General features: G+C 61.3%; 23 protein-coding genes. 6 read left to right on the forward strand and 17 right to left on the reverse strand.

Annotated elements, in window-relative coordinates; all coding sequences use genetic code 11:
• Positions 1 to 219 precede the first annotated feature (219 nt).
• Positions 220 to 621 (reverse strand): hypothetical protein, encoded by a 402-nt coding sequence (locus LVD11_RS00005; protein ID WP_237054674.1) that lies wholly within the window; start codon positions 619 to 621, stop codon positions 220 to 222.
• 342 nt (positions 622 to 963) lie between these two features.
• Between LVD11_RS00005 and LVD11_RS00010 the strand changes: the two genes are divergently transcribed.
• A complete protein-coding gene (locus tag LVD11_RS00010; RefSeq protein ID WP_305080648.1) occupies positions 964 to 1,650 on the forward strand; it encodes a phage integrase N-terminal SAM-like domain-containing protein in 687 nt (228 codons plus the stop codon).
• Complete coding sequence (locus tag LVD11_RS16960) at positions 1,651 to 2,001, forward strand: tyrosine-type recombinase/integrase (RefSeq protein ID WP_305080649.1); 351 nt, start codon at positions 1,651 to 1,653, stop codon at positions 1,999 to 2,001.
• A gap of 61 nt (positions 2,002 to 2,062) precedes the next feature.
• On the opposite strand, the gene groL is transcribed toward LVD11_RS16960, so the two are convergent.
• The 3 genes from groL to LVD11_RS00025 form a co-directional block, all read right to left on the reverse strand.
• Positions 2,063 to 3,703 (reverse strand): chaperonin GroEL, encoded by a 1,641-nt coding sequence (groL, locus tag LVD11_RS00015; RefSeq protein ID WP_237054676.1) that lies wholly within the window; start codon positions 3,701 to 3,703, stop codon positions 2,063 to 2,065.
• A 47-nt stretch (positions 3,704 to 3,750) separates the two neighbouring features.
• Positions 3,751 to 4,044 carry a co-chaperone GroES gene (locus LVD11_RS00020; protein WP_237054678.1) on the reverse strand — a complete coding sequence of 98 codons (294 nt, stop codon included), beginning with the start codon at positions 4,042 to 4,044 and terminating at the stop codon, positions 3,751 to 3,753.
• Positions 4,045 to 4,283: 239 nt separating this feature from the next.
• The gene (locus LVD11_RS00025) at positions 4,284 to 4,784 is read right to left on the reverse strand and encodes an FxsA family protein (RefSeq protein WP_237054680.1); all 501 of its coding nucleotides are present in this window, start codon (positions 4,782 to 4,784) and stop codon (positions 4,284 to 4,286) included.
• Between the two features lie 169 nt (positions 4,785 to 4,953).
• On the opposite strand from LVD11_RS00025, the gene cfa reads away from it, so the two are divergent.
• Positions 4,954 to 6,105, forward strand: coding sequence for a cyclopropane fatty acyl phospholipid synthase (gene cfa / locus LVD11_RS00030; RefSeq protein ID WP_237054682.1), 1,152 nt, complete (start codon positions 4,954 to 4,956; stop codon positions 6,103 to 6,105).
• A 102-nt stretch (positions 6,106 to 6,207) separates the two neighbouring features.
• On the opposite strand, the gene LVD11_RS00035 is transcribed toward cfa, so the two are convergent.
• Positions 6,208 to 6,969, reverse strand: a complete 762-nt coding sequence (locus tag LVD11_RS00035) for an SDR family oxidoreductase (protein ID WP_237054684.1) — start codon at positions 6,967 to 6,969, stop codon at positions 6,208 to 6,210.
• Between the two features lie 73 nt (positions 6,970 to 7,042).
• Positions 7,043 to 8,053, reverse strand: coding sequence for a DUF481 domain-containing protein (locus LVD11_RS00040; RefSeq protein ID WP_237054686.1), 1,011 nt, complete (start codon positions 8,051 to 8,053; stop codon positions 7,043 to 7,045).
• Between the two features lie 66 nt (positions 8,054 to 8,119).
• Between LVD11_RS00040 and LVD11_RS00045 the strand changes: the two genes are divergently transcribed.
• Positions 8,120 to 8,443 (forward strand): MGMT family protein, encoded by a 324-nt coding sequence (locus LVD11_RS00045; RefSeq protein ID WP_237054688.1) that lies wholly within the window; start codon positions 8,120 to 8,122, stop codon positions 8,441 to 8,443.
• 53 nt (positions 8,444 to 8,496) lie between these two features.
• On the opposite strand, the gene LVD11_RS00050 is transcribed toward LVD11_RS00045, so the two are convergent.
• The 8 genes from LVD11_RS00050 to LVD11_RS00085 all read right to left on the reverse strand — a co-directional run bounded on the left by LVD11_RS00050 (position 8,497) and on the right by LVD11_RS00085 (position 20,158).
• Positions 8,497 to 9,855, reverse strand: coding sequence for an AmpG family muropeptide MFS transporter (locus LVD11_RS00050; RefSeq protein WP_237054690.1), 1,359 nt, complete (start codon positions 9,853 to 9,855; stop codon positions 8,497 to 8,499).
• Positions 9,856 to 9,946: 91 nt separating this feature from the next.
• On the reverse strand, positions 9,947 to 10,537 hold the full coding sequence (locus LVD11_RS00055) for a YbhB/YbcL family Raf kinase inhibitor-like protein (protein WP_500793344.1): 591 nt from the start codon (positions 10,535 to 10,537) through the stop codon (positions 9,947 to 9,949).
• Complete coding sequence (locus tag LVD11_RS00060) at positions 10,534 to 11,526, reverse strand: threonine ammonia-lyase (RefSeq protein WP_237054694.1); 993 nt, start codon at positions 11,524 to 11,526, stop codon at positions 10,534 to 10,536. The genes LVD11_RS00055 and LVD11_RS00060 overlap by 4 nt, the downstream gene beginning before the upstream one ends.
• A 60-nt stretch (positions 11,527 to 11,586) precedes the next feature.
• Positions 11,587 to 13,017: an aldehyde dehydrogenase family protein gene (locus LVD11_RS00065; RefSeq protein WP_237054696.1), complete on the reverse strand. Its 1,431-nt coding sequence runs from the start codon at positions 13,015 to 13,017 to the stop codon at positions 11,587 to 11,589.
• A 226-nt stretch (positions 13,018 to 13,243) separates the two neighbouring features.
• The gene (gene ampE / locus LVD11_RS00070; protein WP_237054698.1) at positions 13,244 to 14,122 is read right to left on the reverse strand and encodes a regulatory signaling modulator protein AmpE; all 879 of its coding nucleotides are present in this window, start codon (positions 14,120 to 14,122) and stop codon (positions 13,244 to 13,246) included.
• A 96-nt stretch (positions 14,123 to 14,218) separates the two neighbouring features.
• Positions 14,219 to 14,788 (reverse strand): 1,6-anhydro-N-acetylmuramyl-L-alanine amidase AmpD, encoded by a 570-nt coding sequence (gene ampD, locus LVD11_RS00075; protein WP_237054700.1) that lies wholly within the window; start codon positions 14,786 to 14,788, stop codon positions 14,219 to 14,221.
• Positions 14,789 to 14,897: 109 nt separating this feature from the next.
• Positions 14,898 to 17,414 (reverse strand): DUF1631 domain-containing protein, encoded by a 2,517-nt coding sequence (locus LVD11_RS00080; protein ID WP_237054702.1) that lies wholly within the window; start codon positions 17,412 to 17,414, stop codon positions 14,898 to 14,900.
• Between the two features lie 476 nt (positions 17,415 to 17,890).
• Positions 17,891 to 20,158: a DUF1631 domain-containing protein gene (locus tag LVD11_RS00085; protein ID WP_237055749.1), complete on the reverse strand. Its 2,268-nt coding sequence runs from the start codon at positions 20,156 to 20,158 to the stop codon at positions 17,891 to 17,893.
• 311 nt (positions 20,159 to 20,469) lie between these two features.
• On the opposite strand from LVD11_RS00085, the gene nadC reads away from it, so the two are divergent.
• Entirely contained in the window at positions 20,470 to 21,327 is an 858-nt protein-coding gene (nadC, locus tag LVD11_RS00090; RefSeq protein WP_237054704.1) for a carboxylating nicotinate-nucleotide diphosphorylase, read from the forward strand.
• A gap of 34 nt (positions 21,328 to 21,361) precedes the next feature.
• On the opposite strand, the gene LVD11_RS00095 is transcribed toward nadC, so the two are convergent.
• A complete protein-coding gene (locus LVD11_RS00095; protein ID WP_237054706.1) occupies positions 21,362 to 21,658 on the reverse strand; it encodes a sll1863 family stress response protein in 297 nt (98 codons plus the stop codon).
• Positions 21,659 to 21,862: 204 nt separating this feature from the next.
• Here LVD11_RS00095 and LVD11_RS00100 point away from each other — a divergent pair, with 204 nt between their 5' ends.
• A complete protein-coding gene (locus tag LVD11_RS00100; protein ID WP_237054707.1) occupies positions 21,863 to 22,096 on the forward strand; it encodes a metallothionein in 234 nt (77 codons plus the stop codon).
• A 41-nt stretch (positions 22,097 to 22,137) separates the two neighbouring features.
• On the opposite strand, the gene LVD11_RS00105 is transcribed toward LVD11_RS00100, so the two are convergent.
• The gene (locus tag LVD11_RS00105) at positions 22,138 to 22,872 is read right to left on the reverse strand and encodes a sulfite exporter TauE/SafE family protein (protein WP_237054709.1); all 735 of its coding nucleotides are present in this window, start codon (positions 22,870 to 22,872) and stop codon (positions 22,138 to 22,140) included.
• Positions 22,869 to 23,087: a cbb3-type cytochrome oxidase assembly protein CcoS gene (gene ccoS / locus LVD11_RS00110; RefSeq protein WP_237054711.1), complete on the reverse strand. Its 219-nt coding sequence runs from the start codon at positions 23,085 to 23,087 to the stop codon at positions 22,869 to 22,871. Before ccoS ends, LVD11_RS00105 begins: the two co-directional genes overlap by 4 nt.
• Positions 23,088 to 23,089 lie beyond the last annotated feature (2 nt).

The raw sequence follows: 23,089 nt of genomic DNA on the forward strand, positions 1-23,089 counted from the left end.
TCCGCCCTCTTAACTGCCTCTCTACGAAACTCTTCCGTATACGCCTGAGTTCTTTTCTTACCCATGGTACACCTCCGCGTTAGGCCGAAACCTAACTATACAGGGTGTCTACTAAACGTGGGTAAGTCTTATGCATAACGCCCGGCTTTGGGGCGGACTTGGAGCTGCGAAGCTGCGGAAAGGACGTCCCAGTCCCGCAGGGACGGCAACAGCCGCTTGTTATGTGCCGCTACTAGCACGGAGCGTTGCCTCCTTGGGGAGGTAATGCTCGCCCGCTGGTGGGGATAGCAAGCTCCAAGTTAAAATTCCATCTTGCAATGACAGGGAAGCTCGCCCTTTACTTTCGGAGAAGTGGGTTTCAAACTCAAGTTCATACTTAGAGCGTGATACTTCCTTTATCAAAAATTCCTTTTCGTCATCAAGTCCACAATCCATCTTTAGGCCTCCCTGCGCTATTGCACAATAAGTGCCTGTAAAGTGATCGCCACTTTTTGCGATTTTTATGCCAAAAATATATCTGTCACTATTTCCTTCCCACTCCCAGCTTCCTTCTAGGCCGCTACTTGCATGGCTTATGCAGCTTAGCGATAGGGCTGCTATAAACGATATTACTATTCTCATTTCTTGTACCGATTGCACATAACAGTTTTATTCAGAAGCCAGTGGCCCTATATCATCCAGGCTCTTGAACACTGGCGCGCATTGGCACACATCTAAAATTTTTCTAAGATATCAAATAGATAGCTGAAGTGGCGTTTTGACAGCTACGTCAAAACGAGCCTGGGTCTCAGTTATCTTTTTGTTTATTTGGCAACAAGTCTCAACAGGACTGCCTTTAAAGTCAATCACTTAGCGCCCGCTTAGCGGTGTTTAAGAGCCATTGGCTCCTGAACACGGGCTTGACTGTCCTACTGAAGCGCCAATACTGTATATAAAAACAGTAAAAGGAGCTCTATTATGGTCATGGATGACATTCGGCCCAGGGTCCCCACTCGCCCAGTCCGTTTTTTAGACAAGTTGCGGCTGCATATGCGGGAGAGTGGGTTGGCGTTTGCCACCGAGCGGACTTATATTCACTGGGTGCGCCGTTTTATCCACTTCCACGGGAAGCAGCATCCCCAGGAGATGGGTCCAGCAGAAGTGGAGCAGTTCCTTACCCATCTTGCCCAACAGAGGGACTGCTCGGTTAACACGCAGCGGATCGCCTTAAACGCACTTGTTTACCTCTACCAACGCTTTTTTGAGGTGAAGCTCGATGACCTGACCTTCTCCCTGGCACGCACCCCACGGCGCTTGCCGGTGGTCTATAGCCGCAGCGAGATCTCGGCCATTCTTTCCCACCTGCATGGAGTCAGCCGGCTTCAGGTGCAGCTGCTTTATGGTGCGGGCTTGCGCTCCGCCGAATTGCTTTCGCTCCGGGTCAAGGATATCGATTTCGGTAGCAACAACATCTTTGTACGTGCAGGCAAAGGTAATAAGGACCGGACCACCATGTTGCCGCAATCCCTGGTGCCGGAACTGAAGCGGCAGATACAGAGGGTGGAGATTTTGCACTCCGGGGATTTGGCCGACGGCCTGGGTGAAGTTTACTTGCCTGATGCGCTGGCCAGGAAGTACCCCCGTGCAGCCCGCGAGACCGGCTGGCAATAGCTGTTCCCCGCCAGTAGAACCGGCCGCGATCCCCGTACCGGCGTAGTCCGTCGCCACCACCTCCATCCATCGGCCCTGGCCAAACAGGTGCACCGCGCGGTGAGGGCGGCAGGGATTCACAAGCCCGCGCGCAGCCATGCCTTCCGCCACAGCTTTGCCACGCACCTGCTGGAGGCGGGTTACGACCTGCGCACTATCCAGGAGTTGCTGGGCCACACGGACATCTCCATTACGGAGATTTACACCCATGTTGTGAACCGGGGCGGCAAGGGCGTACTCAGCCCAATGGACCGGACTTTACCTGGCGAGAGGGTCGAGGAGAGCGAAGCCGGATATCGACTCTGTCTATAAAAGGCAAAAAAAAAAGCCCCGCAAATGCGGGGCTTCTTTGGGTTTGGCCGGAAAGGCTGGCTTACATCATGCCGCCCATACCGCCCATGCCACCCATGCCGCCCATGTCCGGGGCAGCCGGCTTCTCTTCCGGGATCTCGGCGATCATGGCCTCGGTGGTGATCATCAGGCCGGCGATAGAGGCAGCCGCCTGCAGTGCAGAGCGGGTTACCTTGGCCGGGTCCAGGATACCCATATCCAGCATGTCACCGTACTCGCCAGTAGCAGCGTTGTAACCGTAGTTACCTTCACCCTGCTTGATCTTGTCGACTACAACAGAGGACTCGTCACCAGCGTTTTCGACGATCTGGCGCAGCGGCATTTCCATGGCGCGCAGCGCAGCGGCGATGCCATGGTTCTGGTCTTCGTTGTCACCGCTGACGGAGATGGCCTGAACGGCGCGCACCAGGGCAGTACCACCGCCGGGTACCACGCCCTCTTCCACTGCAGCGCGGGTAGCGTGCAGGGCGTCTTCAACGCGGGCCTTCTTCTCTTTCATCTCCACTTCGGTGGCAGCACCGACGCGGATTACCGCAACACCGCCAGCCAGTTTGGCGACACGCTCCTGCAGCTTCTCCTTGTCGTAGTCGGAGGAAGACTCTTCGATCTGGGCGCGGATCTGCTTGACTCGCGCTTCGATATCTTCGTTGGAGCCGGCACCGTCAACGATCACGGTGTTTTCCTTGGACAGGGTCACGCGCTTGGCGGTACCCAGGTGCTCCAGGGTAGTGGCTTCCAGTTCCAGGCCGACTTCCTCGGAAATCACGGTACCACCGGTGAGGATGGCGATGTCCTGCAGCATGGCCTTGCGGCGGTCACCGAAGCCCGGTGCCTTGACGGCGGCAACTTTCACGATACCGCGCATGCTGTTCACAACCAGGGTGGCCAGCGCTTCGCCTTCCACGTCTTCGGCAACGATCAGCAGCGGCTTGGAAGCCTTGGCTACCTGCTCCAGCAGCGGCAGCAGGTCGCGGATGTTGGAGATCTTCTTGTCTACCAGCAGGATGAACGGGTCGTCCAGCTCGGCAGTCATGTTTTCCTGGTTGGTGATGAAGTACGGGGACAGGTAGCCGCGGTCGAACTGCATGCCTTCAACCACGTCCAGCTCGTTCTCCAGGCCGGAACCTTCCTCGACGGTGATGACACCCTCTTTACCTACCTTCTCCATCGCCTCGGCGATGATGGTGCCGACGCTGGCGTCGCTGTTGGCAGAGATGGTGCCTACCTGGGCGATGGACTTGCTGTCTTCACAGGGAGTCGCCAGGCCGGCGATGTGGTCGACAGCGGCAACAACCGCCTTGTCGATACCGCGCTTCAGGTCCATCGGGTTGAAACCGGCGGCCACGGACTTGAGGCCTTCGGTGACGATGGCCTGGGCCAGTACGGTGGCGGTGGTGGTGCCGTCACCGGCGGTGTCGGAGGCCTTGGAAGCCACTTCCTTCACCATCTGCGCGCCCATGTTCTCGAACTTGTCTTTCAGCTCGATTTCCTTGGCTACGGATACACCGTCTTTGGTTACGGTCGGGGCACCGAAGGACTTGTCCAGCACCACGTTGCGGCCTTTCGGGCCCAGGGTGGTTTTTACGGCGTCTGCCAGGATGTTTACACCAGCCAGCATCTTCTGGCGGGCGTCGTCACCGAATTTAACGTCTTTTGCTGCCATGATTCTTCTTCCTCAGATTCTTTGTGTGCGTATCGAGTGCGCTGGGCTTAGCCTTCCAGCACGCCGTAGATGTCGCTTTCGCTCATGATGATCAGCTCTTCGCCGTCCACCTTGAGGGTGTTGCTGTCGGCATAGCGGCCGAACACCACGACGTCGCCTACTTTCACAGACAGCGCGCGCACGTCACCGTTGTCCAGCAGCTTGCCTTCGCCCACGGCGACCACTTCGCCCTGGTTCGGCTTTTCTTTGGCAGCGCCCGGCAGCACGATGCCACCAGCGGTCTTTTCTTCTTCTTCCTTACGGCGTACGACGACGCGGTCGTGTAAAGGACGAATTTTCATGGATAGGCTCTCCATTGAGTCGTTTTTAGGGTTTCCAGACCGGGGACCCTCGGTCCTCTCGACCTCCGGCCCCGGTGCCCGATCCTGTCGCCAGAACCGGGGCAAATTCTCAGGGTGCTCCCTATCTATGGGCGGCAAGGGAGATTTCAACAGTCTGGGGTAAAAAAATTGCCGAGAGATGTCGGCAGGGAAACTCACGTGGGCCGGGCCCGGCAAAGGGAGACCGACCTGTACATTTTTCACTCAATCCGGTCGTGATCGCGACTCCCGGGCTTCCTGTGGGAACCGTTACGGGCGTCATCACGGGAATAGTCTCCCTCGATGATGTCGTCATCCCCCGGCCGCCGGAAGGGCCCGGCCCCGGGCCCCTGTGGTCCGTAGGGCCGCACCACGATCACCCGGTTGAGGATGCGGCCCAGCAAAAGCTGGCGCAGGCCGGGCACCAGGCAGGCGAACCCCAGCGCATCGGTGAAGAACCCGGGAGTCAGCAGCAGCGCGCCCCCCACGGCGAGGAAGATGCCCTCGGCCATTTCCCGGGCCGGGAGCTCACCGGCCTGCATCTTCTGCTGGGCGCGCATCACGGTGGACAGCCCCTGGCGGCGCAGCATGGCCAGCCCCACGACGGCGGTGAGCAGCACCAGGCCGATGGTCGGCAGCGCGCCAATCTCCCGGCCCACAGTGATCAGCAGCCACATCTCGATGATTGGCACGACAATAAACAGCAACAACAGCGGGCGCATAGGGGTCCTCCGGGGCAGTCGCTTGAGGGATTCGGCGAAACTGCTATTTTCGATAGGGTCAGGGTATCGCATACACACCCCCTATGAATGCGGCCTGTCGCGGTATTTCTCAAGGCCTGGCGGTCCACACCCGGACCGATAACCCTATAACAACAGCATGGAGGCACAGATGGGGAGCAACCAACAGGATATTGTGGAGTCGCCAGTGTTGGCACGTAGACGTCACCTACTGGATGAGGCCCTGGCGCAAGCCGATGTTCGCATCAACGGCGACCGCCCCTGGGACCTGCAGCTGCACCGGGAAGCGGCACTGGATGAGATTCTCGCCCGTGGCAGCCTGGGGCTGGGCGAGACCTATATGCAGGGGGACTGGGATGTCCAGGCCCTCGACCAGTTCTTCTTCCGCATTCTGCGCGCCGACCTGACCCGCCTGGTGCGCCCCTGGCGCAATGCCCTGCGGCTGCTGCGCAGCTACCTGGTTAACCTGCAAAGCCGTCGCCGCGCCTTCGAGGTGGGCGAGCGCCACTACGACCTGGGCAACGATTTCTACCGGACCATGCTCGACCGCCGCATGGTGTACAGCTGTGGCTACTGGCACGGTGGCGCCGAGGACCTGGACCAGGCCCAGGAGGCAAAACTGGACCTGATCTGCCGCAAACTGGGCCTGCAACCGGGTATGCGCCTGCTGGATATCGGTTGCGGCTGGGGCAGCCTGGTCAGTTATGCCGCCCAGCACTACGGTGTCGAGTGCGTGGGAGTCACCGTCTCCCGGGAACAGCAGGCCTGGATCCACGAGCAATACGCCGACCTGCCGATCACCGTGCACCTGCAGGACTACCGCAACCTGGACCAGAAATTCGACCGTATCGCCAGTGTGGGGATGTTCGAGCATGTGGGCCACCGCAACCACCGCACCTTCATGAAGGTGGCCAGGCGCTGCCTGGCCCCGGACGGGCTGCTGCTGCTGCATACCATCGGCAAGAACCAGCGGCACTCAGCCACCGATCCCTGGATCGAGCGTTACATCTTCCCCAATGGCGAACTGCCCTCCGCCGGCCAGATCGGCGATGCCGCCGACCGGCTGCTGGTGACCGAGGACCTGCACAACTTCGGCAGTGACTATGACCGCACCCTGATGGCCTGGCACGCCAACTTCGAGCAGCACTGGGACCAGTTTGCCGACCGCTACGGGCAGCGCTTCTATCGCATGTGGCGCTACTACCTGCTGTCCTGCGCCGGCGCCTTCCGCGCGCGACATATCCAACTGTGGCAGTGGCTGTTCTCGGACCGGCTGGAGGGGGGCGTCGCCAGGGTCTCCTGAAGTAGCGCGCCGGGTTCCACACAATAAAAAGGGGCGGATACAGGATCCGCCCCTATCGGATGTGGCGCTGGCCCCGGAGCGGGGCTGCAGCCTGTTCAGTCTCTAGAGGCGTGCGCCGCCGTCGATTTCCAGCACACGGCCGGTGATGTAGTCGTTCTCAAGGATAAACGCCACCGTGGAGGCAATTTCATCCTGCTCACCGAGCCGGCGCAGGGGTACCTGCTTGACCAGGCTGTCGAGGATTTCGGGACGCATCTGCGCCACCATATCGGTGTTGATAAAGCCCGGCGCGATACCGGCCACGCGAATACCGTAACGGGCCAGCTCGCGGCCCCAGGATACGGTCATGGTGGCCACGCCCGCCTTGCTGGCCGAGTAATTGGTCTGGCCCATGTTACCGGCACGGGACAGGCTGGAGATATTCACGATCACCCCACCCTGCCCGCTCTCGGCCATGATGCCGGCGGCGGCACGACCACACAGGAAGACACCGGTCAGGTTCACGTCAATCACCGACTGCCACTGGGACAGGGACATGCGATCTGCCACCTTGCCGTCCTTCACCTTCAGCAACATGCCGTCCCGCATGATGCCGGCATTGTTCACCAGCACATGCAGCCCGCCGAAGTCGTCGCGAATGCGGGCAAAACCCTGGTCCACCTCACCTTCGTCGGCCACGTTGATCACATAGGTACGCACATCGGCCCCGTGTTCACGGCAGGCCTCGGCACTGGCCTGCAGTGCCTCCTCGTTTACATCCACCAGCGCCAGCCGCGCATTCTGTTTTGCCAGGTGCTCCGCCATGGCGCGCCCCAGGCCCTGGCCACCGCCGGTGATAACCACAACGCTATTTGCGATCTGCATGAATAATCCTCGTTTACCGTTTCGTTATTGTTTGTGTCCCCGGGGGGGGGAAGCGGGGTAGCGCGTCACCACGCTACCACTGGTAACCGACACCAATGGTCAACTTGGTATCTTCCTTTTCGCTCTCCAGCGAGGGGGTATTGTCGTACAGCCAGTGCTGGGCGATCTCCATCATCAGGTTTTCCATCAGCGGAGTACGCACGCCCAGCTTGACGTTGGTCTGGTAATCCTCACCGCTGTTCACTGACTGCAGTATCTCCTGGTCGTAATAGATCTCCGGGCCCAGGGCAAATTTGTAGCGGTAGTTGATCGCCGCCCGCGCGGCCGCGTAACGGTCGTCCTGGGCTTCACTCAGCTCGGTAGCGATAAACTGCTCATGCAGGCTGCTCACACCACCCTGGATGGACAGTGCCGCTTTCTCAGTGTCGAAGAACAGGTAGCCAAGGCCCAGGCCCACAGTCGTACCCAGGTCCAGGTTGCGTGCCTCTTCCTTTTCCGCCTCGGTATTGGCAGCGGCGAACCATTTCTCGGCAAAGATCCAGCGCAGATCATAGCTCAACTGGTACTTTTCCAGTGAATCCACTTCCTGGTTGCTCTGGCTCTGGTAGAGCGCATTTACCAGGTGGTGGAAGTCACCATGGCGCAGGTCCAGGTTAATATTGACATCCAGGTCCTCGCGCTCGCGGTTGCCGTGTTCAAACACCCCCCCGGCGCTGGCATTGCCGTGCAGGGTGTAGGGCTTGCCGATGTAGTTGATGTAAGGTTCAGCCCGGTTGATCGCGGGAAAATCCATCAGCCAGCCGCTGCCGCTGTCGCAATACAGCTCCCACTGTTCGCGGCGGTGGCCTGCCAGGGCACAGGGCTCCTCGCGCCCGGCGATTTTCAGGTCCTGGTCGGTATCCAGGGAGAGTACCTTGGCTTTCTCAATCCGCAGCTCGCCAAAGTTCTCGGACTGCCAGACCACGTGGTCCTGCTCTACCAGGACCAGCTCGCCGTAAATACGGTCGCCATTGTCGAGCGTCAGTACGCCGGCCCATGCTGGCAGGGCAACCAATTGTGCCAGGAACAGCAAAAATACGGGCATGCGTTTCAAGATATCAAACACTAATAGACCTTGTTTTTATCGGGATTGATTTCGGGAGAATTTTCAGTGGGGAACAAACCGCATTATCGTGACTATGATGCCACATCAAGAATCTGCCGTGTACTGGCGGAGGTTCCCTGCGGCCGCGTGATCACCTATGGCGACCTGGCGGAAATGGCCGGTTTTCCCCGCGCTGCCCGACTCGCAGGGCAGACCCTGCGCCGCCTGCCCGAGGACAGCCGGCTGCCCTGGCACCGGGTGATCAATGCACAGGGCCGGATTTCCCTGCCCGACCCGGGAGCACAGCACCAGCGCAAGCGACTGGAACAGGAGGGAGTGGTATTTGTCGGCGGGCGGGTGGACCTGGCGCAGTATCGCTGGACACCCTAGCCGGCGGCAGCAACGCCCGGGCGCCGCAGGGTCTTCGGCGCAGGACGCGCCTCTTACCCCCGCCCCGGAGTGGATTCGACAGGCTGCTGGCGGCTATCCCGCCACCAGATATAAATGGCCAACAGAATCGCCGGCACGCCAAGGATCGCGGCGTAGATGAAGAACTCGGCATACCCCTGGGTATCGACGACAATGCCCGAGAAGGCACTGATGAATTTCCCCGGTAGGGTCATCAGTGAGCTGAACAGCGCGTACTGCGTGGCGGTGTACTCCTGGTTCACCAGGCTGGAGAGATAGGCGATAAACACGGTGTTGGCGATCCCGGCACTGATATTGTCGGCACTGATCACCAGTGCCAGCCACGCCTTCTCCGGGCCGATCAGGGCCAGGTTGGCGAAGAGCACATTGGTTGCCGCCACCATCACCGCGCCGAGGATCAAGGGCCGCAGGATACCGTAGTGGACCACCAGCAGCCCGCCCAGGTACGCCCCCAGGATGGAGAAGAAAAAACCGTAAACCTTCACAATCTGGGCAATATCTGTCTTGCTGAAACCCAGATCCAGGTAAAACGGGTTGGCCATCACCCCCATGGCCAGGTCGCTGACGCGGTAAATACCGATAAACAGCAACAGCACCAGGGCAAAACGGCCATTGCGCTGGAAAAATTCCAGGAAGGGACACACTACCGCACGCACAAACCACTCTTTCAGTGGCCCGTGCGGGGGATTGCCCATGATCCGGTCGACCCAGGTGTGCTCGAAGGGCTCGGCCAGGTCCTGGGCACGGGTATGGTCCGGCTCGGCAACCAGCAACGTCGTGATGACACCCACGCCCATCAACGCTGCCATTGTCATATAGGAGGAGGACCAGGTGCCGATATCGGCGAGGAACAGCGCTCCTCCCCCGGCAACCAGCAGGGCAACCCGGTAACCGAATACATAATTGGCCGCCATGGCGCCCTGCAGCTCCTCGCGCACGGACTCGATCCGGTACGCATCGATCACCACATCCTGGGACGCGGCGCAGAAGGCGATTATGACGGATGCCACCGCAACCTGTGTCAGCGCGAGCTGGGGATTGATCTGTGACAGGGTCAGCAAGCCCAGGGCAACACCCAGCTGGGACACCACCAGCCAGCTGCGACGCTTGCCCATCCAGCGGGTGAGGAAAGGCAGTTTCAGGTGATCGATCACCGGCGCCCAGGCGAACTTGATGGAATAGGTTAGCCCCACCAGGGCAAAGAAACCGATGGTGGTCTTACTGACGCCGTAATCGGTCAGCCAGGCCGAGAGCGTGGAAAACACCAGTAGAAACGGCAGGCCGGCGGAAAAGCCGAGGAAAAACATCGCCAGTACACGGGGCTTTAGGTAAACCCGCAGTGCCTGTCCCCACGAGAGCGTCTGTTCTGGCATACCGATGCGCTGTCCTTCTTATTCCGGTTCGCAGCCCGCGTACAGGCCGATTGGTCCAGGACCGGGGGAACCCCGGCGGGCTTCACTGGCGTCAGCGCCCCCAGATCACTTCCAGCTCCGCCTCGGCCAGCTTGTTGGCATTGACCTGGAATCCCACCTGGGCCGGTGTCGCGTTTTCATCCAGCGGCAACTGCTCGACCCCTAGTGCGTAAAGGCGGAACTGGTAGCGATGATCGCCGTCTCCCCTGGGCGGGCAGGCGCCGCCGTAGCCGGGTGAGCCGTAATCATTGCGCACCTGGATCGCCTCTGGCACCAGGCCGTTCTTCAGGGTCCCGGCCCCTTCCCCCAGGCTGGTTGTGTCGGCGGGAATGTTGAACATGACCCAGTGCCACCAGCCACTGCCGGTCGGGGCATCCGGGTCGTAAACCATCAGGGCGTAACTCCTGGTTCCCTCGGGCGCACCGCTCCAGCTCAACTGAGGCGACAGGTTCTCCCCGCCACAGCCATGATAGACACTGGCCAGGGGCATTCGCTCCCCGGGGACGAGGCTTTCGGAAGACAAAGTCAGGTCCGCAGCGTTTGTCGCAGCTGAGAAAAACATAAGGACTGCGGCCGCCACCAGTTTAGCAGTCCGCCCCAGCTGCCTGCGGTGACGTCTCAAAAGGTCCAGATCAAGTTTCATGGCTCGCTTTCCTCTCCTGCAAAAAGGGACGCCGCCCGCACCAGGTCCATGTTGCCGCCACTCAGCACCAGTGCCACTTTCTTGTCGCGGAAGCGGGCGGGGTGTTCCAGGATCGCCGCCAGCGGTACAGCCGCAGAGGGCTCCACCAGCTGCTTGGTACGTGTCCACAACAGCTGCATCGCATCGACGATGCTTTTCTCACTGGCGGTAACAATATCCTTTACCGTCTGCCGGATGACGGCAAAGTTGCGCTCGCCCAGGGGGGTGCGCAACCCATCGGCAATGGTATCGGGCGTCTGCGAGGTGACGTGGACGCCACTGCGCAACGACCGCTGGGCGTCGTCGGCACCCGCAGGTTCGGCCCCGAGTACCAGCACCTCCGGTGCCATGGCCGCCATGGCCAGCCCGGTGCCCGCCAAAAGGCCGCCACCGCCGACCGGGGCCAGTACGATGTCCGGGGTAAAGCCGCGCTCACGGCACTGTTCGAGGATTTCCAGTGCCACTGTACCTTGTCCGGCAATAATACGGCGATCGTCAAACGGGGGCACCACATGCGCACCGGAATCGTCCACCACCTTCCTGAGCGCGGCCTCCCGGTCTGCCAGCGTGGGGCCACAGAGAACAATCTCGGCGCCGTATCCCGCCACCGCCGCCCGCTTGGCCAACGGCGAGGTTTCCGGCATGACCACCGTGCAGGCGATACCCCGGGCGGCAGCAGCCCAGGCCAGCGCGGCGCCATGGTTGCCTGAGGAGTGTGTCGCCACCATGGTGGTACCGGCCGGTAGTCGGCACAGTGCATTGCTGGCGCCGCGTGCCTTGAATGCACCGGTCTTCTGAAGGTGTTCACACTTGAAAAAGAGGTTGGCGCCGCAAGCACGATCGATCAGCCCGCTGGTCATCAGGGGCGTGCGATGTATCCGCTCCGCGATATCCTGGGCAGCACTGAAAACTTCAGCGCTGCCCGGCACGTCAAGGTTGTTATCAGGCATAGGGGGTACAGGTAATCCAGCTCTTTCAATAGTCTACCGCACCCTGGCGCGGCCCGGCGTTCAGCGCAACCAGCGCAGCAACTTGAATTTGCGCCGGCTGAAGGGAGCGTAACGCAGGTCCAGGTCAAGGAAGTAACCCCGCTTCATTACCGCCTTGTAGTGGCTGAACGTCTTGAAACCATGCTCTCCGTGGTAGGCCCCCATACCACTCTGGCCCACGCCACCAAACGGCAATTCATGCACCGCCATAAACATCATGCAGTCATTCACGCAGGCATTGCCAGAACTGCAGCGGTTGAGGATGCGATCGGCAGTGCCACTGTCAGCGGTAAACACATACAGAGCCAGAGGTTTTTCGCGCCGGTTGACGAAATCTTCCGCCTCACGAAAATCCTCCAGTTCAATCACCGGCAATACCGGGCCAAAGATTTCCTCCTGCATCACCTGGGCATCGGTACCGGTGCCCCGCAGCAGGGTCGGGGCGATATAGCGGTCTTCCACATCCACCTGTCCCCCCCAGGCAACCTCGCCCTCTTTTACATAAGCGGCCAGGCGCTCTGCGTGGCGACGGTTGATGATCCGTCCGTAATCGGGAGACTGGCGCGGATCGTCGCCGAACATCTTGCGCACTTCGGCTTCGATCGCCGGAACCAGCCGGTCCGCGGTGGTACTCGAGCACAGCACATAATCCGGTGCGATGCAGGTCTGCCCGGCATTGGTGAATTTGCCCCAGGCGATGCGCCGGGCGGTGACGGTTATATCCGCATCGTCAGCCACAATACAGGGGCTCTTGCCCCCCAGCTCCAGCGTAACCGGCGTCAGGTGACGGGCGGCCGCCTGCATGACGACTTTGCCTATACGACCGCCACCCGTGTAGAGGATATGATCCCAGCGCTGCTCCAGCAGGTCAGTGGTTTCCGGCACCGCCCCCTCGACACAGGCGAAAGCATCATTGTCGAGGTATCGGGGCAGTAATTCCGCCACCAGCGCGGAAGTGGCTGGTGCCAGTTCAGAGGGTTTGACCACTGCACAGTTACCTGCGGCGATGGCAGGCACAAGGGGCGACAACAAAAGCTGCAGCGGGTAATTCCAGGCGCCGATGACCAGGATCACGCCGAGCGGTTCCGGATGGACGTAACTGCGCGCGGGCTGGGCCACCAGTGGGGTCGATACCCGGCGTGGCTTTACCCAGTTTTTCAGTCGTTTGAGTGCATGATCGATGTCACCGCAGACAGCGGAGACCTCCGTCATGTAGCTCTCCTGCGGCGCCTTGTTCAGGTCATCACCCAGCGCCTGCAGAAAGCGGGATTCGTTGTCCTCCAGCATTTTACGCAGCTGGCGCAACTGTTGCCGCCGCCATGACAGGCCCGCCGTGGTGCCACTGCGGAAATAGGTTCGCAAACCGCCGACCAGCGCAGCCGCATTGGGGGGCTGGCCCCGGTCAGATCCATCACCGGTGGTCAGCGGAGGCTCCAGAGTATCTGCTTCCATGGAAATTTGTTCGCCCTTCACTAGAGTGTTCATTGTTTTTATTGGTACAGGGTAGTGAACGCCTGGTCCCCACTGTCAACCAGTGGTGGATCCCTCTTATGACGCCCTGATATTCAGGCCGCAATATCAGAGCCCTAACAGGCTCAAGTCAAGGCACAAAAAGGAACAAAGTTTCAAATTTGGCACTGGTTCACCAAACATTGCTCCAGTCTTGACACTCCGAAATTCAGTAGCCGAACAACACGGCCAGTGCCAGCACCGTCACCCACAGCAGCAATGACCGCGACAGTAACGCCTGCAGGCCTTCGAGCTGTGCGCCACAGAAGCGCTGGGCCTCGGCCACTTCCCCGCCGACACTGCACTGGCTGGCATCGATACCGCCGAGCGCGCCCTCGAGATAGGCCTCGAGGACCTCAGCCGTATCCCGCTCGCGGCAGGTAAGGCACTGGCGCCAGGCCTGGTAGCAACCGGCAAAATTGCCGACGATGGCAAAGCTGAAGCCCATTACCCTGACCGGCAGCCACTCGAGCAACCATAGCCAGCGGGATGCGGTGCCCTCATCCGCGGTGGCCCGCGCCTGCTCAGCATAGAGCGCGCTCAGGCGGAACAGTAACGCCCCGGGGACCCCCAGCAACAGGAACCAGAAAAGGACGGCAAAGAGTCTTTCGAAAGCCAGGTAGGCGGCGCCGCGAAATACCTGCTCGTGCAGCTGCTGCGGGCCGGCCGGCTCCTCGTGCAGGTCCTGTACCAGGGGTGCCGCAGCAGCCTGGGCCTGCTCCAGGTCGCCCCGGTACCAGGCGCGCAGGTAATCGGACAGCATCTCGTTGAAATTGCCACGGCCAAGGCAGTAGAGGAGAAGTATTACGCCGAATACGAGGGTGCCCAGCCAGCCCAGCAGGACTTCCGCCAGCACCATCAGCACCGCCGCCAGCAACACCGCCGGATACACCGTGGCCGCCAGCCGCAGGCCTGCATTCTGTTGCATGGCCGCGAGGCCCGCTATTTTCTCTCGCCAGCGTTCAAACCAGCCGTCGTGGTGCACCGGCCGACCGGAGCCCCACAGCTGCACCAGCGCCAGGGTCAGTAACACTATGATCAGTGCCATACGTTATTCTCGATTGCAGCTCTCCCAAGGTCAGAGAATAACGCCAAGGGCGACCAGAAAAAACCACCACGGCCCCGCGCTACGAAATCCCCGGCCTCAGTCAGCTGTCTGGCGCAGGGCCGCCACCGCGGCCAGGTAGCGCTGCCAGTCAAACCCGGGACCCGGGTCCAGCTTGCGCCCCGGGGCAATATCGGAGTGGCCGGTGATGTTTTCCGGTGTAATCCCCGGGTAGCTACGCATGATCGCCACCGTGGCCCGGGCCAGGGCGTCGTACTGGGCATCGGTATAGGTATCCGTATCCAGCCCCTCCAGCTCAATCCCGATGGAAAAGTCGTTACACCCCTCCCGGCCGCAGAATGCAGATTGCCCGGCATGCCAGGCACGCCGGTCAAATGGCACATACTGGGTCACGGCGCCCGCCCGGTCGATCAACAGGTGGGCGGACACTTTCAGCTCGCCGATCTCTGCAAAATAGGGGTGTGCCGAGGTATCCAGGTGGCCCTGGAAGAAGTCGTCAATCCAGGTGCCGCCGTACTGGCCGGGCGGCAGGCTGATGCAGTGGATTACCAGGAGGTCTACCGAACTCCCGGCGGGGCGCTCATTACAGTGGGGACTGGGTACCCTGCGGGCGGAAGAGAGCCAGCCGGATTCCACCTGATCGTCCATGCCCTGCCCTCCTTATTTCACTGGCACACTAACGAGGATTGCAGGTCATTCTAGGGAAGCACCAGGGGCATTGCCATATGGATACCCGGGGTAGCGGGTATTCCGGTATCTAGCTGACCGGCTCCCCGGCAGGGGCATCCACGTCAACCGCAAGCTTAATCTCGCCGATATTGCCGACGACATAGCGCAGCGCCCGCTCGAACAACGGTCCGTCCTCGAGAGGCTTGAGGTTGCTTTCACGCAGCGCGTGGGCCAGCTCCAGGCGCGAATAGACCGCCACCTTCACGCCACTGCGGTTTACAAACATGAACTGGTCCAGGTCCCGTATGATCGCCGCCAGGCGACAGCGTACAGGCACGCCCTCCACGGGCTGCAACATAAACCAGCTGCCCTTGAGGTGATAGGTCTGGCGCCAGTGCTCGTCGGTGTTCGCCAGTGTCGGCAGGTCCACCTGCGCGGGACGCACCGCCTCCCGGGACAAGCGATCCAGCTCTTCCGGGGCCGGCAGGTCTGTCTCGCTGTCTTCCAGCTCCCCATTCTCCGGCATAACAGCCGCCAGCTGCTCTTCACTGGTACCAGCGCAAGCCACTTGCTCCACGGCCGGTGAGGGATCAGCGTCCTCGCCCGGGTGCACCGCCGGGATCTGCATCACGCTGTCCGCCTCACGCAGCAGCTCCTGCACCAGGCGTTCGCGGGTGCGCCGTTCTCGCTCGGACTCGACCCGGTCGGCGAGGTTCTGCCGCTCGCGGTAAAACGCATCCAGGCCGCCCAGCAGGCGTTGCAACTCGGTCTTGTTGATGGACAGAGACTCTGCCCCGAGCCGCAACCGTTTGCGCAGCCCCGGCAGCAGCTGCTGCATTTTGAAGCCGCTTTCCGGCATGGGGGCCACGGCGCTCCAGACCAGGTCCCGGGCGGTCAATACACTGCGCCGCCAGTTCTCGCTGTCAGTACCCTCCTTCAGGCAGGCCCGGAACAAGACGTTGTTCCAAACCCGGTTCAGCCAGATATGGACAATCCTGGGCAGCTGCCGCTCGGCGGTCAGCGCCTCAAATACCGCGCCCACACGCGCCTTGGCCGCCTCGATGCGGGCCTTGCCCTGCACTTCATCGAGTGTGCGTTTTTCCATGATGCGGGCACGCACCCGTTCACGGGAGACAAACTTATCGAAATTTTCCAGCAGTTCGTCGAAGACGCCCTCGTCGCTGTCGAATTCCCGCAGCACCCGTTCGACAACCAGGCAGACCTCTCGGTAAAAGCGATCTTCCTTGTAGTTTTCCCTGGCCTGCCAGCCAATTGCCGCGTCGGCGAGCGCATTGAACAGTCGACGTGCCGGATGGCCGCCCTTGCTGAAAAATGTCTTGTCAGCCACCGCCAGCTTGAGCAGGGGCAGCTGCAGCCGGATCAGCTGTACCTTGACCGGCTCGGCCAGATTGCGGTCTTCCAGCATGAAGGAAAACAGCATGTCCACCATGCGGATGACTTCGGTATCCAGCTCTTCCAGCGAGGCCTTCTGCCGCGATTGCACCAGCCGCTGTTCCAGCAACGTATTGACATTCAGTACGGAGCCGATAGACGAAGCCTCCAGCGGCACGGTTACCTGCAGTTGCCCCAGATGCTCAAGCAGGTCCGGCGTCGCCATGGCAGCGACCCCCGGGGCCGCCGGCACCAGGCCGTAACCGCCGTCCCCCTGCACACCGCCGGGCCCATGGCCACCGGACGGGGCACTGCCCTGGTAACCGGGCGAATGCGCGCCGCCTGCGTCCCCGAAGCCACCGGGGCCTGCACTGCCAACCCCATGGCTCGTTCCGGATGTGGCAGTTCCCGCGGGAGCCCCCTGGCTGGCAGGCGTATTTCGGTCCCCCGCCCCCGTTGCTGGCGGCGCTGAACGCGAACCCCGTGCCCTGGCCCGCCGCAACAGCAGGGGATCCTTCAGGTCGGGCAGCACCCCTCTCTCAATCATGAGCTGGTTACACTTGCCGTACAGTTCTCCCAGCCGCGAGGCCAGCAGCTTCTCAAATTTTTTCAGGACGATAAGGCGTGCCCGCAGGTGGATATCCAGTGGCTGCAGTGCCTTGCGCAGGGCGCGGCAGATGGCCACTGGCGCCAGCGGCATAGTGGTGTCGTAGACTTTTACCGGCAGCAGCGTATCCAGCCGCAGCGACAGTTCGGCAATCGGGCTGGCCAGGTCCCGGCGTGCGGCAGCAATGATGCCTTTCAGGGCCACCTGTTGTTCCAGGTCTTCATCCTGGACCAGCGCCAGCCCCGTTTCCGCCGATTCCTCTGCTTCCTCCAGGGTGCCGTCGCCAGTGTCAGTAACGGCAATTTCCCCGAAGCCCTGGCCCACCAGGTTAACAAACCGGTCGATCAGCCGATGTCGTTCGAGCCGCAGTGTACGCAACGCCTGAAAGATACCGTCCTGCTCGTCCTGGCGATGCACTTTTTCCGCCGTCTCGAACAGGCTGTCATCAACTGCAGCAAACACTTCCTTCATGCGCGCAAACAGCCAGCTCACTGCGGAATCGCGCACAGCAATGGCCTCGCGGGGAAGTTTGATCTGGGGAACGACGTCGCGGCCACGTTGGCCAGGTGAAAAGCTGACAACGCGGGGAAATTCATCAGTGCTCATAAAGGCCTCAAATCGTCTTCCTGACTCGGGCAAATTCCGTTTACCGGGATTCCGCAGGACGCGGCCCCGGCCTTAATGTTTTTCTTTCGGGTTACATATCGGTGATCGGGGCCGGCTCCCGAACGCGTCTTCCTTCAGAAAGAAGTCCGGATCAAAAACCTGACACAGGTCACACTTTTATCGGTATTCGTGCACTTTTGAAATATCCGCCACTGGCGGTGGTTTGGCAAGGTCCGGGGGGGCACTTTAACGCCAAGTTAGTCGATTTTTTTCCACATTTAGAAGTAAAGTCAGTCCTGGCAACTAACTGGGGCGCCAAATTAGCACGATCGTACCAGTCATATTGAGAAAAAAGAGAAGAAATGGAGTGCCGACAGGAAAGGGGGGCTGGCAGGTGTTCGAGCGTCGTCGTGACCACCCAGTTCCTGTAAGGGCTCCAGGCGTGCCGGCCGACCCGGTCGATCGCAAAATGCAGATCAGGCGTGCTCGTCGCGCTTGCGCCGGCCACTGCCAATCACCGACTGCAGCGCGCGTTCAAACAGCATGCCGTCATCCATCGGGATCAGCTGGCTGCGGCGCAAGGCGTATGCCAGCTCCAGACGTGTGAACTGCGCAATCTTGGCACCGTTGCGATTGACGAAAATAAACTGCTCAATATCCCGGATAACCGCCGCCAGCCGGCACCGTAACTGCTCCTCCTCGCTTCGGTGCAGCTCAAACCAGCTGCCCTGGGAGAGGCGAAACGTTTGCATCCAGTGAGGGTCGTCCTCCGGCAGGGCCGGCATCTCGTCGTCGCATATCCTTGCCTCTACCGGGTCGGCTGCTGCCGCTACTTGCTCCAGTTCCTCCACCTGGGGAAGGTTATCGCGCCCTTCAGTCCCGGCCGGTGCTTCGGTGGGATTGTCACCGGCATTACCCGTGTCGCTTCCCTGTAGCGGTTCAGGCCCAGGCGGATGCTCCCGGCGCTCGATGGCAGCCCGGGCAGTATCAACCTTGTAGCGATATATTTCCTTAAGGCCTGCGAACAGTCGCCGCGCCTCAAACGGGTTCAGGGATATGGCCTGTACTCTGTCACGCAGGCGTCCCTGCAATGAGGGCAGCAGGGCCTGTAGCTGACGGGCATAGTCGGGCATCGGTACCTGCACACTCCACACCAGGTCGCGGACGGTCCGCACCTCGTTGCTCCAGGCCTCGCTGTCGGGCCCCAGGTTGACACAGGTAAGAAACAGTGTGCGCCGCCATACCTTTTCCAGCCAGTCACTCACTACCGGCGGCAGGTCTCGGCCATCGGTCAGAGCCTCCATCACGGCCTCGACCCTCGCCCGGGCGGCCTCTGCCCTGGCCCGGCCATCTGCCTCGTCGACTATTCGCTGTTCCAGTACCTGTGCACGCCTGCGCTGATTGCGCACGAAACTGCGGAACTGATCCAATAAGGCTTCAAACAGGCCAACGTCCTCGTCGAACTCGGCTGTCACCCGCTCGACGACCGCGCGCATTTCCCGATACAGGGGGTCGTCCTCGACATCGGAGGAAGGATGCCAGCCAGTGGCTGCATCAGCCATTTCATTGAGCAGTTTACGTGCCGGGTGTCCCGCCTTGCTGAAAAAGGTCCGGTCGGCGATAGCGACCTTCAAAAGCGGCAACTGCAGGCGACTGAGCAGGGACTTTACCGGTGCCGCCAGGTTACGGTCCTCAACAATGAACGAGAACAGCATCTCCATCAGCTTGATGACATCCTTGTCCGCCTTGGCCAGTGAAGCAGCCTGGTCGGCGTCCTGCAGCCTTTGCTGCAATAAGGCTGCCACGTCCAGGGGCTTGAGCTCCGCATTCTCCTGGCCCGGCACCAGTTCCTGCAGGACGCCCAGGTGAGCCAGCAGGTCCGGCACCGGCATCGGTGCGAGACCGCTGCCGGCCGGAACCAGTCCTGGCCGCAGTCCCGGGGCGGTCGCGGACCCCAAAGTTGCTGTGCCCACCTGGGAGCTACCAGTCTCCGTGGACTGCCGCTCCCTGGGGGAGTCGGGCACTGCCCCCTGCTCTTTCTTCACCTGGCGGCGCTGTTGAAGATCCGGCAGCACCCCGCGCTCCACCAACAGGCGATTGCAATTCTCATATAGCGGCCCCAGTTGCTGCATGACTTCGAGCTCAAATTTCTTGAGCAGCGTCAGGCGGGCGCGAATATGGATATCCAGCGGCCAGATTGCAGCGACAAAGGCATCGCAGAGGGCTAAAGGCCCGATGGGGAGGTTCTTCTCGTAAACCTTGCTCTTGTAAAGCGTGTCAAAACGCAGGCAAAGCTCGGAAATGATGGGGGAGAACTCGCGACTGGCGTTGTTGACCATGGTATCCACGGCCACCAGCTGTTCGAGTTCGTCATTGTGCACCAGCGACAGCCCGCTGCGAGAGTCGGCTTCACGCTCGGGGGGGCCAATATCCTTGAGGCTGAATGTGTCGCTGAGATTTTCGTCGAAACGCCGGGTGATATTACGCCTTTCCACCCGCAACAATCGCAGGGCCTGGAACAGGCCATCCTGCTCGGCCTGCCCGTGCGCCCGTTCGGCCATCGCAAACAGGGAGTCATCAACACGCCCGAACAGCCGCTTCAGTTGCCCTAGCAGCAACTCCCGCGCGCGCTCGGTCAACGCATCGAGGATCGCCCCCGACGGGTTGATTTTCGAGACAGTCTCTCCCGACTCTACGCGGCTCCTCGCATTGTCGAGAGACAGCACCTTGTCCGGCTTTTCCATTGGCACGTCGCTTACCACTCCTTGCACCCTCGCGGTCTCACGCCGGGGCGCGCAGACCGGGGACCTGGCCAATCCTCTGTTATCGGATCCCGGGTTGTGATTCGCACGGTGGAAGCTGCGTCCGTTGCCCCGCGCGATGAATTCATGGCCATTCTAGCGCGCGGGCATGGGAATAAAATGACTGTTTACCTGCATTTGCGACCCCAGTCACAGTTGTGCCTCAATAGCACTCGCAGCCCCGGATTCGCCTCAACGGGCCCCGACGCCCGCTATTTTGTTAAACTTGCGCCGTCACGATTGAGGTCCCGTCTATGCACCCGAGAGATACCACCATCCCCAACCTATTGGAGGATTTACAGCAACTGGTCACCCTTGCCTTGCGCGAGGATGTGGGCGATGGGGATATTACGGCCCAACTGATCCCCGCTGACCGGGAGGCCCGCGCCCGGGTGATCACCCGGGAGGATTGCACCCTGGCCGGCCGCCCCTGGGTTGAGGAGGTGTTCCGCCAGCTCGATGCGTCGCTACAGCTGCACTGGTATTTCCAGGACGGCGATCAGGTTCCGGCAGACGCGGTGATTTTCGAGCTGCAGGGTAACGCGCGCAGCATCCTGACTGGTGAGCGCGCCGCACTCAATTTTCTCCAGACCCTCTCCGGCACCGCCACCACGGCATCGGCGTACGCCAGCCTGGCGGGGGACTCCGGCATCAAGATACTCGACACCCGCAAAACCATACCCGGCCTGCGCAGTGCACAGAAGTACGCGGTGCTGTGTGGCGGTTGCCACAACCATCGCATTGGCCTGTACGACGCTTTCCTGATCAAGGAAAACCACATCGCTGCCGCCGGGGGTATTGACCAGGCCGTGGCCCAGGCACGGGTGATCAAGCCGGGCGCGCTGGTGGAAGTCGAGGTGGAGAACCTGGACGAGCTGCGCCAGGCGCTGGATAGTGGTGCGGATGTCATCATGCTGGACGAATTTTCCGATACGGACACTCGCACTGCCATCGAGCTGGCCAGGGGGCGGGCAAAGATTGAAATATCCGGCAGCGTCGACAACACACGGCTGGAGAAGCTCGCCGGGCTCGATGTCGATTACATCTCTTCCGGGAGCCTCACCAAGCACCTACGCGCTGTGGACCTGTCCCTGCGAATCGAAATGGAGTGAAGACCGGCCCCCGGAGCCATCCCGGGGCAGATGGCTATTTCATCCGATCCCGGGCATGGTCGACGGACCTTTTGAGCTCGTCCCACGCCCGCTCCACGCCGCCTTTCACCTCGTCCCAGGCGGCGCCGCTCTTGCTCTTCATATCATCCAGCTTGTGGCGCAGGTCGTCGCGTTTCTTGCGCACATCATCCAGCTGCTCGCGGTACTTGATCCTGGCATCCGCCTCAGCCTTATCTGCCCTGGCCTCCAGTTCGTCAATTTTTGCGTTCCATTCCTTCAACTGCGCCGCGACTTTGTCCTCGTATGCGCTTTTCTCGTCACCCTTGCTCATGGCAAATCCCTCGACTTGTTTATGGCCTCGTAGAGTGTAAACCGAAGTGCGGGCGAACGAGGGGGCTCCCCGGGGGAAGCCCGGTCGTAAATTGGCGCTGCTGCCCCTCCAATTGAGACCCGGGCCAGGGTATTCCACCTACCCTTGACTAACAGCCACGCCCAGCCGGGCCCCAACGAGGTATGACTTCAGGAGGATGACAGCGTGAACCAGTGTGAAACCTGCGGCAATGAATACGACAAGACCATGAAGATCACCATCGGCGACGAGGACCACACATTCGACAGTTTCGAGTGCGCGATCCAGGCCCTCGCCCCCCGGTGCGCCCAGTGCAACTGCCGCATACTCGGGCACGGCATGGAAGCCGGCGGCGACTTTTTCTGCTGTGCCCACTGCGCCACACGAGCCGGGCACAACGAGATTGTCGACCGGGCCTAGCCCGAGCCTATAGGCGGGTAACCGCGGAGTCCCGGAAGAAGTCAGTCATGGTGGTGGTGGCCGCCAGCGCCCTGCACAGGGGATTCCTGTGATGACATGGCAGCGTGACCGGCATGGCTTCCGTGGGGCAGGCCGCCCCAGATGGTCCAGATACCAAACAGCAGGATCAGCCCCGCGAACACCAGGCGCACCGATGGTCGCTGCACCAGGCCGCGGACCCGCGCCGCCGCCGCGCCGCTGGCGACAACCGCCGGCACCGTGCCCAGCCCGAAGGCGAACATGGCCAGGGCCGCACGCGGGGCACTCCCCTGCGCCAGCGCAAAAGTCAGCGCGCTGTACACCAGCCCGCATGGCAACCAGCCCCACAGGGAACCCAGGGCCACCGCCTGGGGCGTGGAGCGCACCGGCAGCAAACGTGCCGACAAAGGCTGCACATGGCGCCAGAGCCGTGCCCCACCCTTTTCCAGCCACACCAGGCCACGCCACCAGCCGGCCACGTAGAGCGCCATGGCGATCAGCATCGCCCCGGCAAATATTCGCATCGGCCCCAGCGCCGGCAGGGCTACGGCCCCCAGCGCCCCGGCCACGGCTCCCATCAATGAGTAACTGGCGAGGCGGCCGGCCGAATAACCCAGTAGCCGGCTCCACGCCGGCTGGCCACCGGGCACTGCCATGCCCAGCGCGCCGGAGATTCCCCCACACATACCGATACAGTGGCTGCTGCCGAGGAAGCCGATCGCCAGTGCCGCCGCCAGGAATCCCCACTCCCCGTTCACCGCTCTGCCTCCTCGCGGGAATCCGGCTGGGCGCTGGATGCCCCGGGGGGCGTGGCCCGCGTCGGGTCGAGCGGATCGTCGTCATCAAACAGGATGCGCCGCCCCTCGGTTTCCAGGTCGTCGTACTGGCCGTTATTCACAGCCCAGAAATATAGCTTGACCGCGGCCGCCACGAACAGGATCGCAATGGGAATCAGGAAATACAGGCTTTCCATCG

Source organism: Microbulbifer sediminum (assembly GCF_021729035.1).
GTDB lineage: Bacteria > Pseudomonadota > Gammaproteobacteria > Pseudomonadales > Cellvibrionaceae > Microbulbifer > Microbulbifer sediminum.

Excerpts from the sequence above, each read along its gene's own strand:
- LVD11_RS00065 (WP_237054696.1), bottom strand. The coding sequence starts at position 13,017 with ATGGAAGCAGATACTCTGGAGCCTCCGCTGACCACCGGTGATGGATCT.
- LVD11_RS00095 (WP_237054706.1), bottom strand. The coding sequence starts at position 21,658 with ATGAGCAAGGGTGACGAGAAAAGCGCATACGAGGACAAAGTCGCGGCG.
- LVD11_RS00035 (WP_237054684.1), bottom strand. The coding sequence starts at position 6,969 with ATGCAGATCGCAAATAGCGTTGTGGTTATCACCGGCGGTGGCCAGGGC.
- LVD11_RS00060 (WP_237054694.1), bottom strand. The coding sequence starts at position 11,526 with ATGCCTGATAACAACCTTGACGTGCCGGGCAGCGCTGAAGTTTTCAGT.
- LVD11_RS00020 (WP_237054678.1), bottom strand. The coding sequence starts at position 4,044 with ATGAAAATTCGTCCTTTACACGACCGCGTCGTCGTACGCCGTAAGGAA.
- LVD11_RS00025 (WP_237054680.1), bottom strand. The coding sequence starts at position 4,784 with ATGCGCCCGCTGTTGTTGCTGTTTATTGTCGTGCCAATCATCGAGATG.
- ampD (WP_237054700.1), bottom strand. The coding sequence starts at position 14,788 with ATGGACGATCAGGTGGAATCCGGCTGGCTCTCTTCCGCCCGCAGGGTA.
- LVD11_RS00085 (WP_237055749.1), bottom strand. The coding sequence starts at position 20,158 with ATGGAAAAGCCGGACAAGGTGCTGTCTCTCGACAATGCGAGGAGCCGC.
- LVD11_RS00040 (WP_237054686.1), bottom strand. The coding sequence starts at position 8,053 with ATGCCCGTATTTTTGCTGTTCCTGGCACAATTGGTTGCCCTGCCAGCA.
- groL (WP_237054676.1), bottom strand. The coding sequence starts at position 3,703 with ATGGCAGCAAAAGACGTTAAATTCGGTGACGACGCCCGCCAGAAGATG.
- LVD11_RS00080 (WP_237054702.1), bottom strand. The coding sequence starts at position 17,414 with ATGAGCACTGATGAATTTCCCCGCGTTGTCAGCTTTTCACCTGGCCAA.
- ampE (WP_237054698.1), bottom strand. The coding sequence starts at position 14,122 with ATGGCACTGATCATAGTGTTACTGACCCTGGCGCTGGTGCAGCTGTGG.
- cfa (WP_237054682.1), top strand. The coding sequence starts at position 4,954 with ATGGGGAGCAACCAACAGGATATTGTGGAGTCGCCAGTGTTGGCACGT.
- ccoS (WP_237054711.1), bottom strand. The coding sequence starts at position 23,087 with ATGGAAAGCCTGTATTTCCTGATTCCCATTGCGATCCTGTTCGTGGCG.
- nadC (WP_237054704.1), top strand. The coding sequence starts at position 20,470 with ATGCACCCGAGAGATACCACCATCCCCAACCTATTGGAGGATTTACAG.
- LVD11_RS00005 (WP_237054674.1), bottom strand. The coding sequence starts at position 621 with ATGAGAATAGTAATATCGTTTATAGCAGCCCTATCGCTAAGCTGCATA.
- LVD11_RS00055 (WP_500793344.1), bottom strand. The coding sequence starts at position 10,537 with ATGAAACTTGATCTGGACCTTTTGAGACGTCACCGCAGGCAGCTGGGG.
- LVD11_RS00010 (WP_305080648.1), top strand. The coding sequence starts at position 964 with ATGGATGACATTCGGCCCAGGGTCCCCACTCGCCCAGTCCGTTTTTTA.
- LVD11_RS00050 (WP_237054690.1), bottom strand. The coding sequence starts at position 9,855 with ATGCCAGAACAGACGCTCTCGTGGGGACAGGCACTGCGGGTTTACCTA.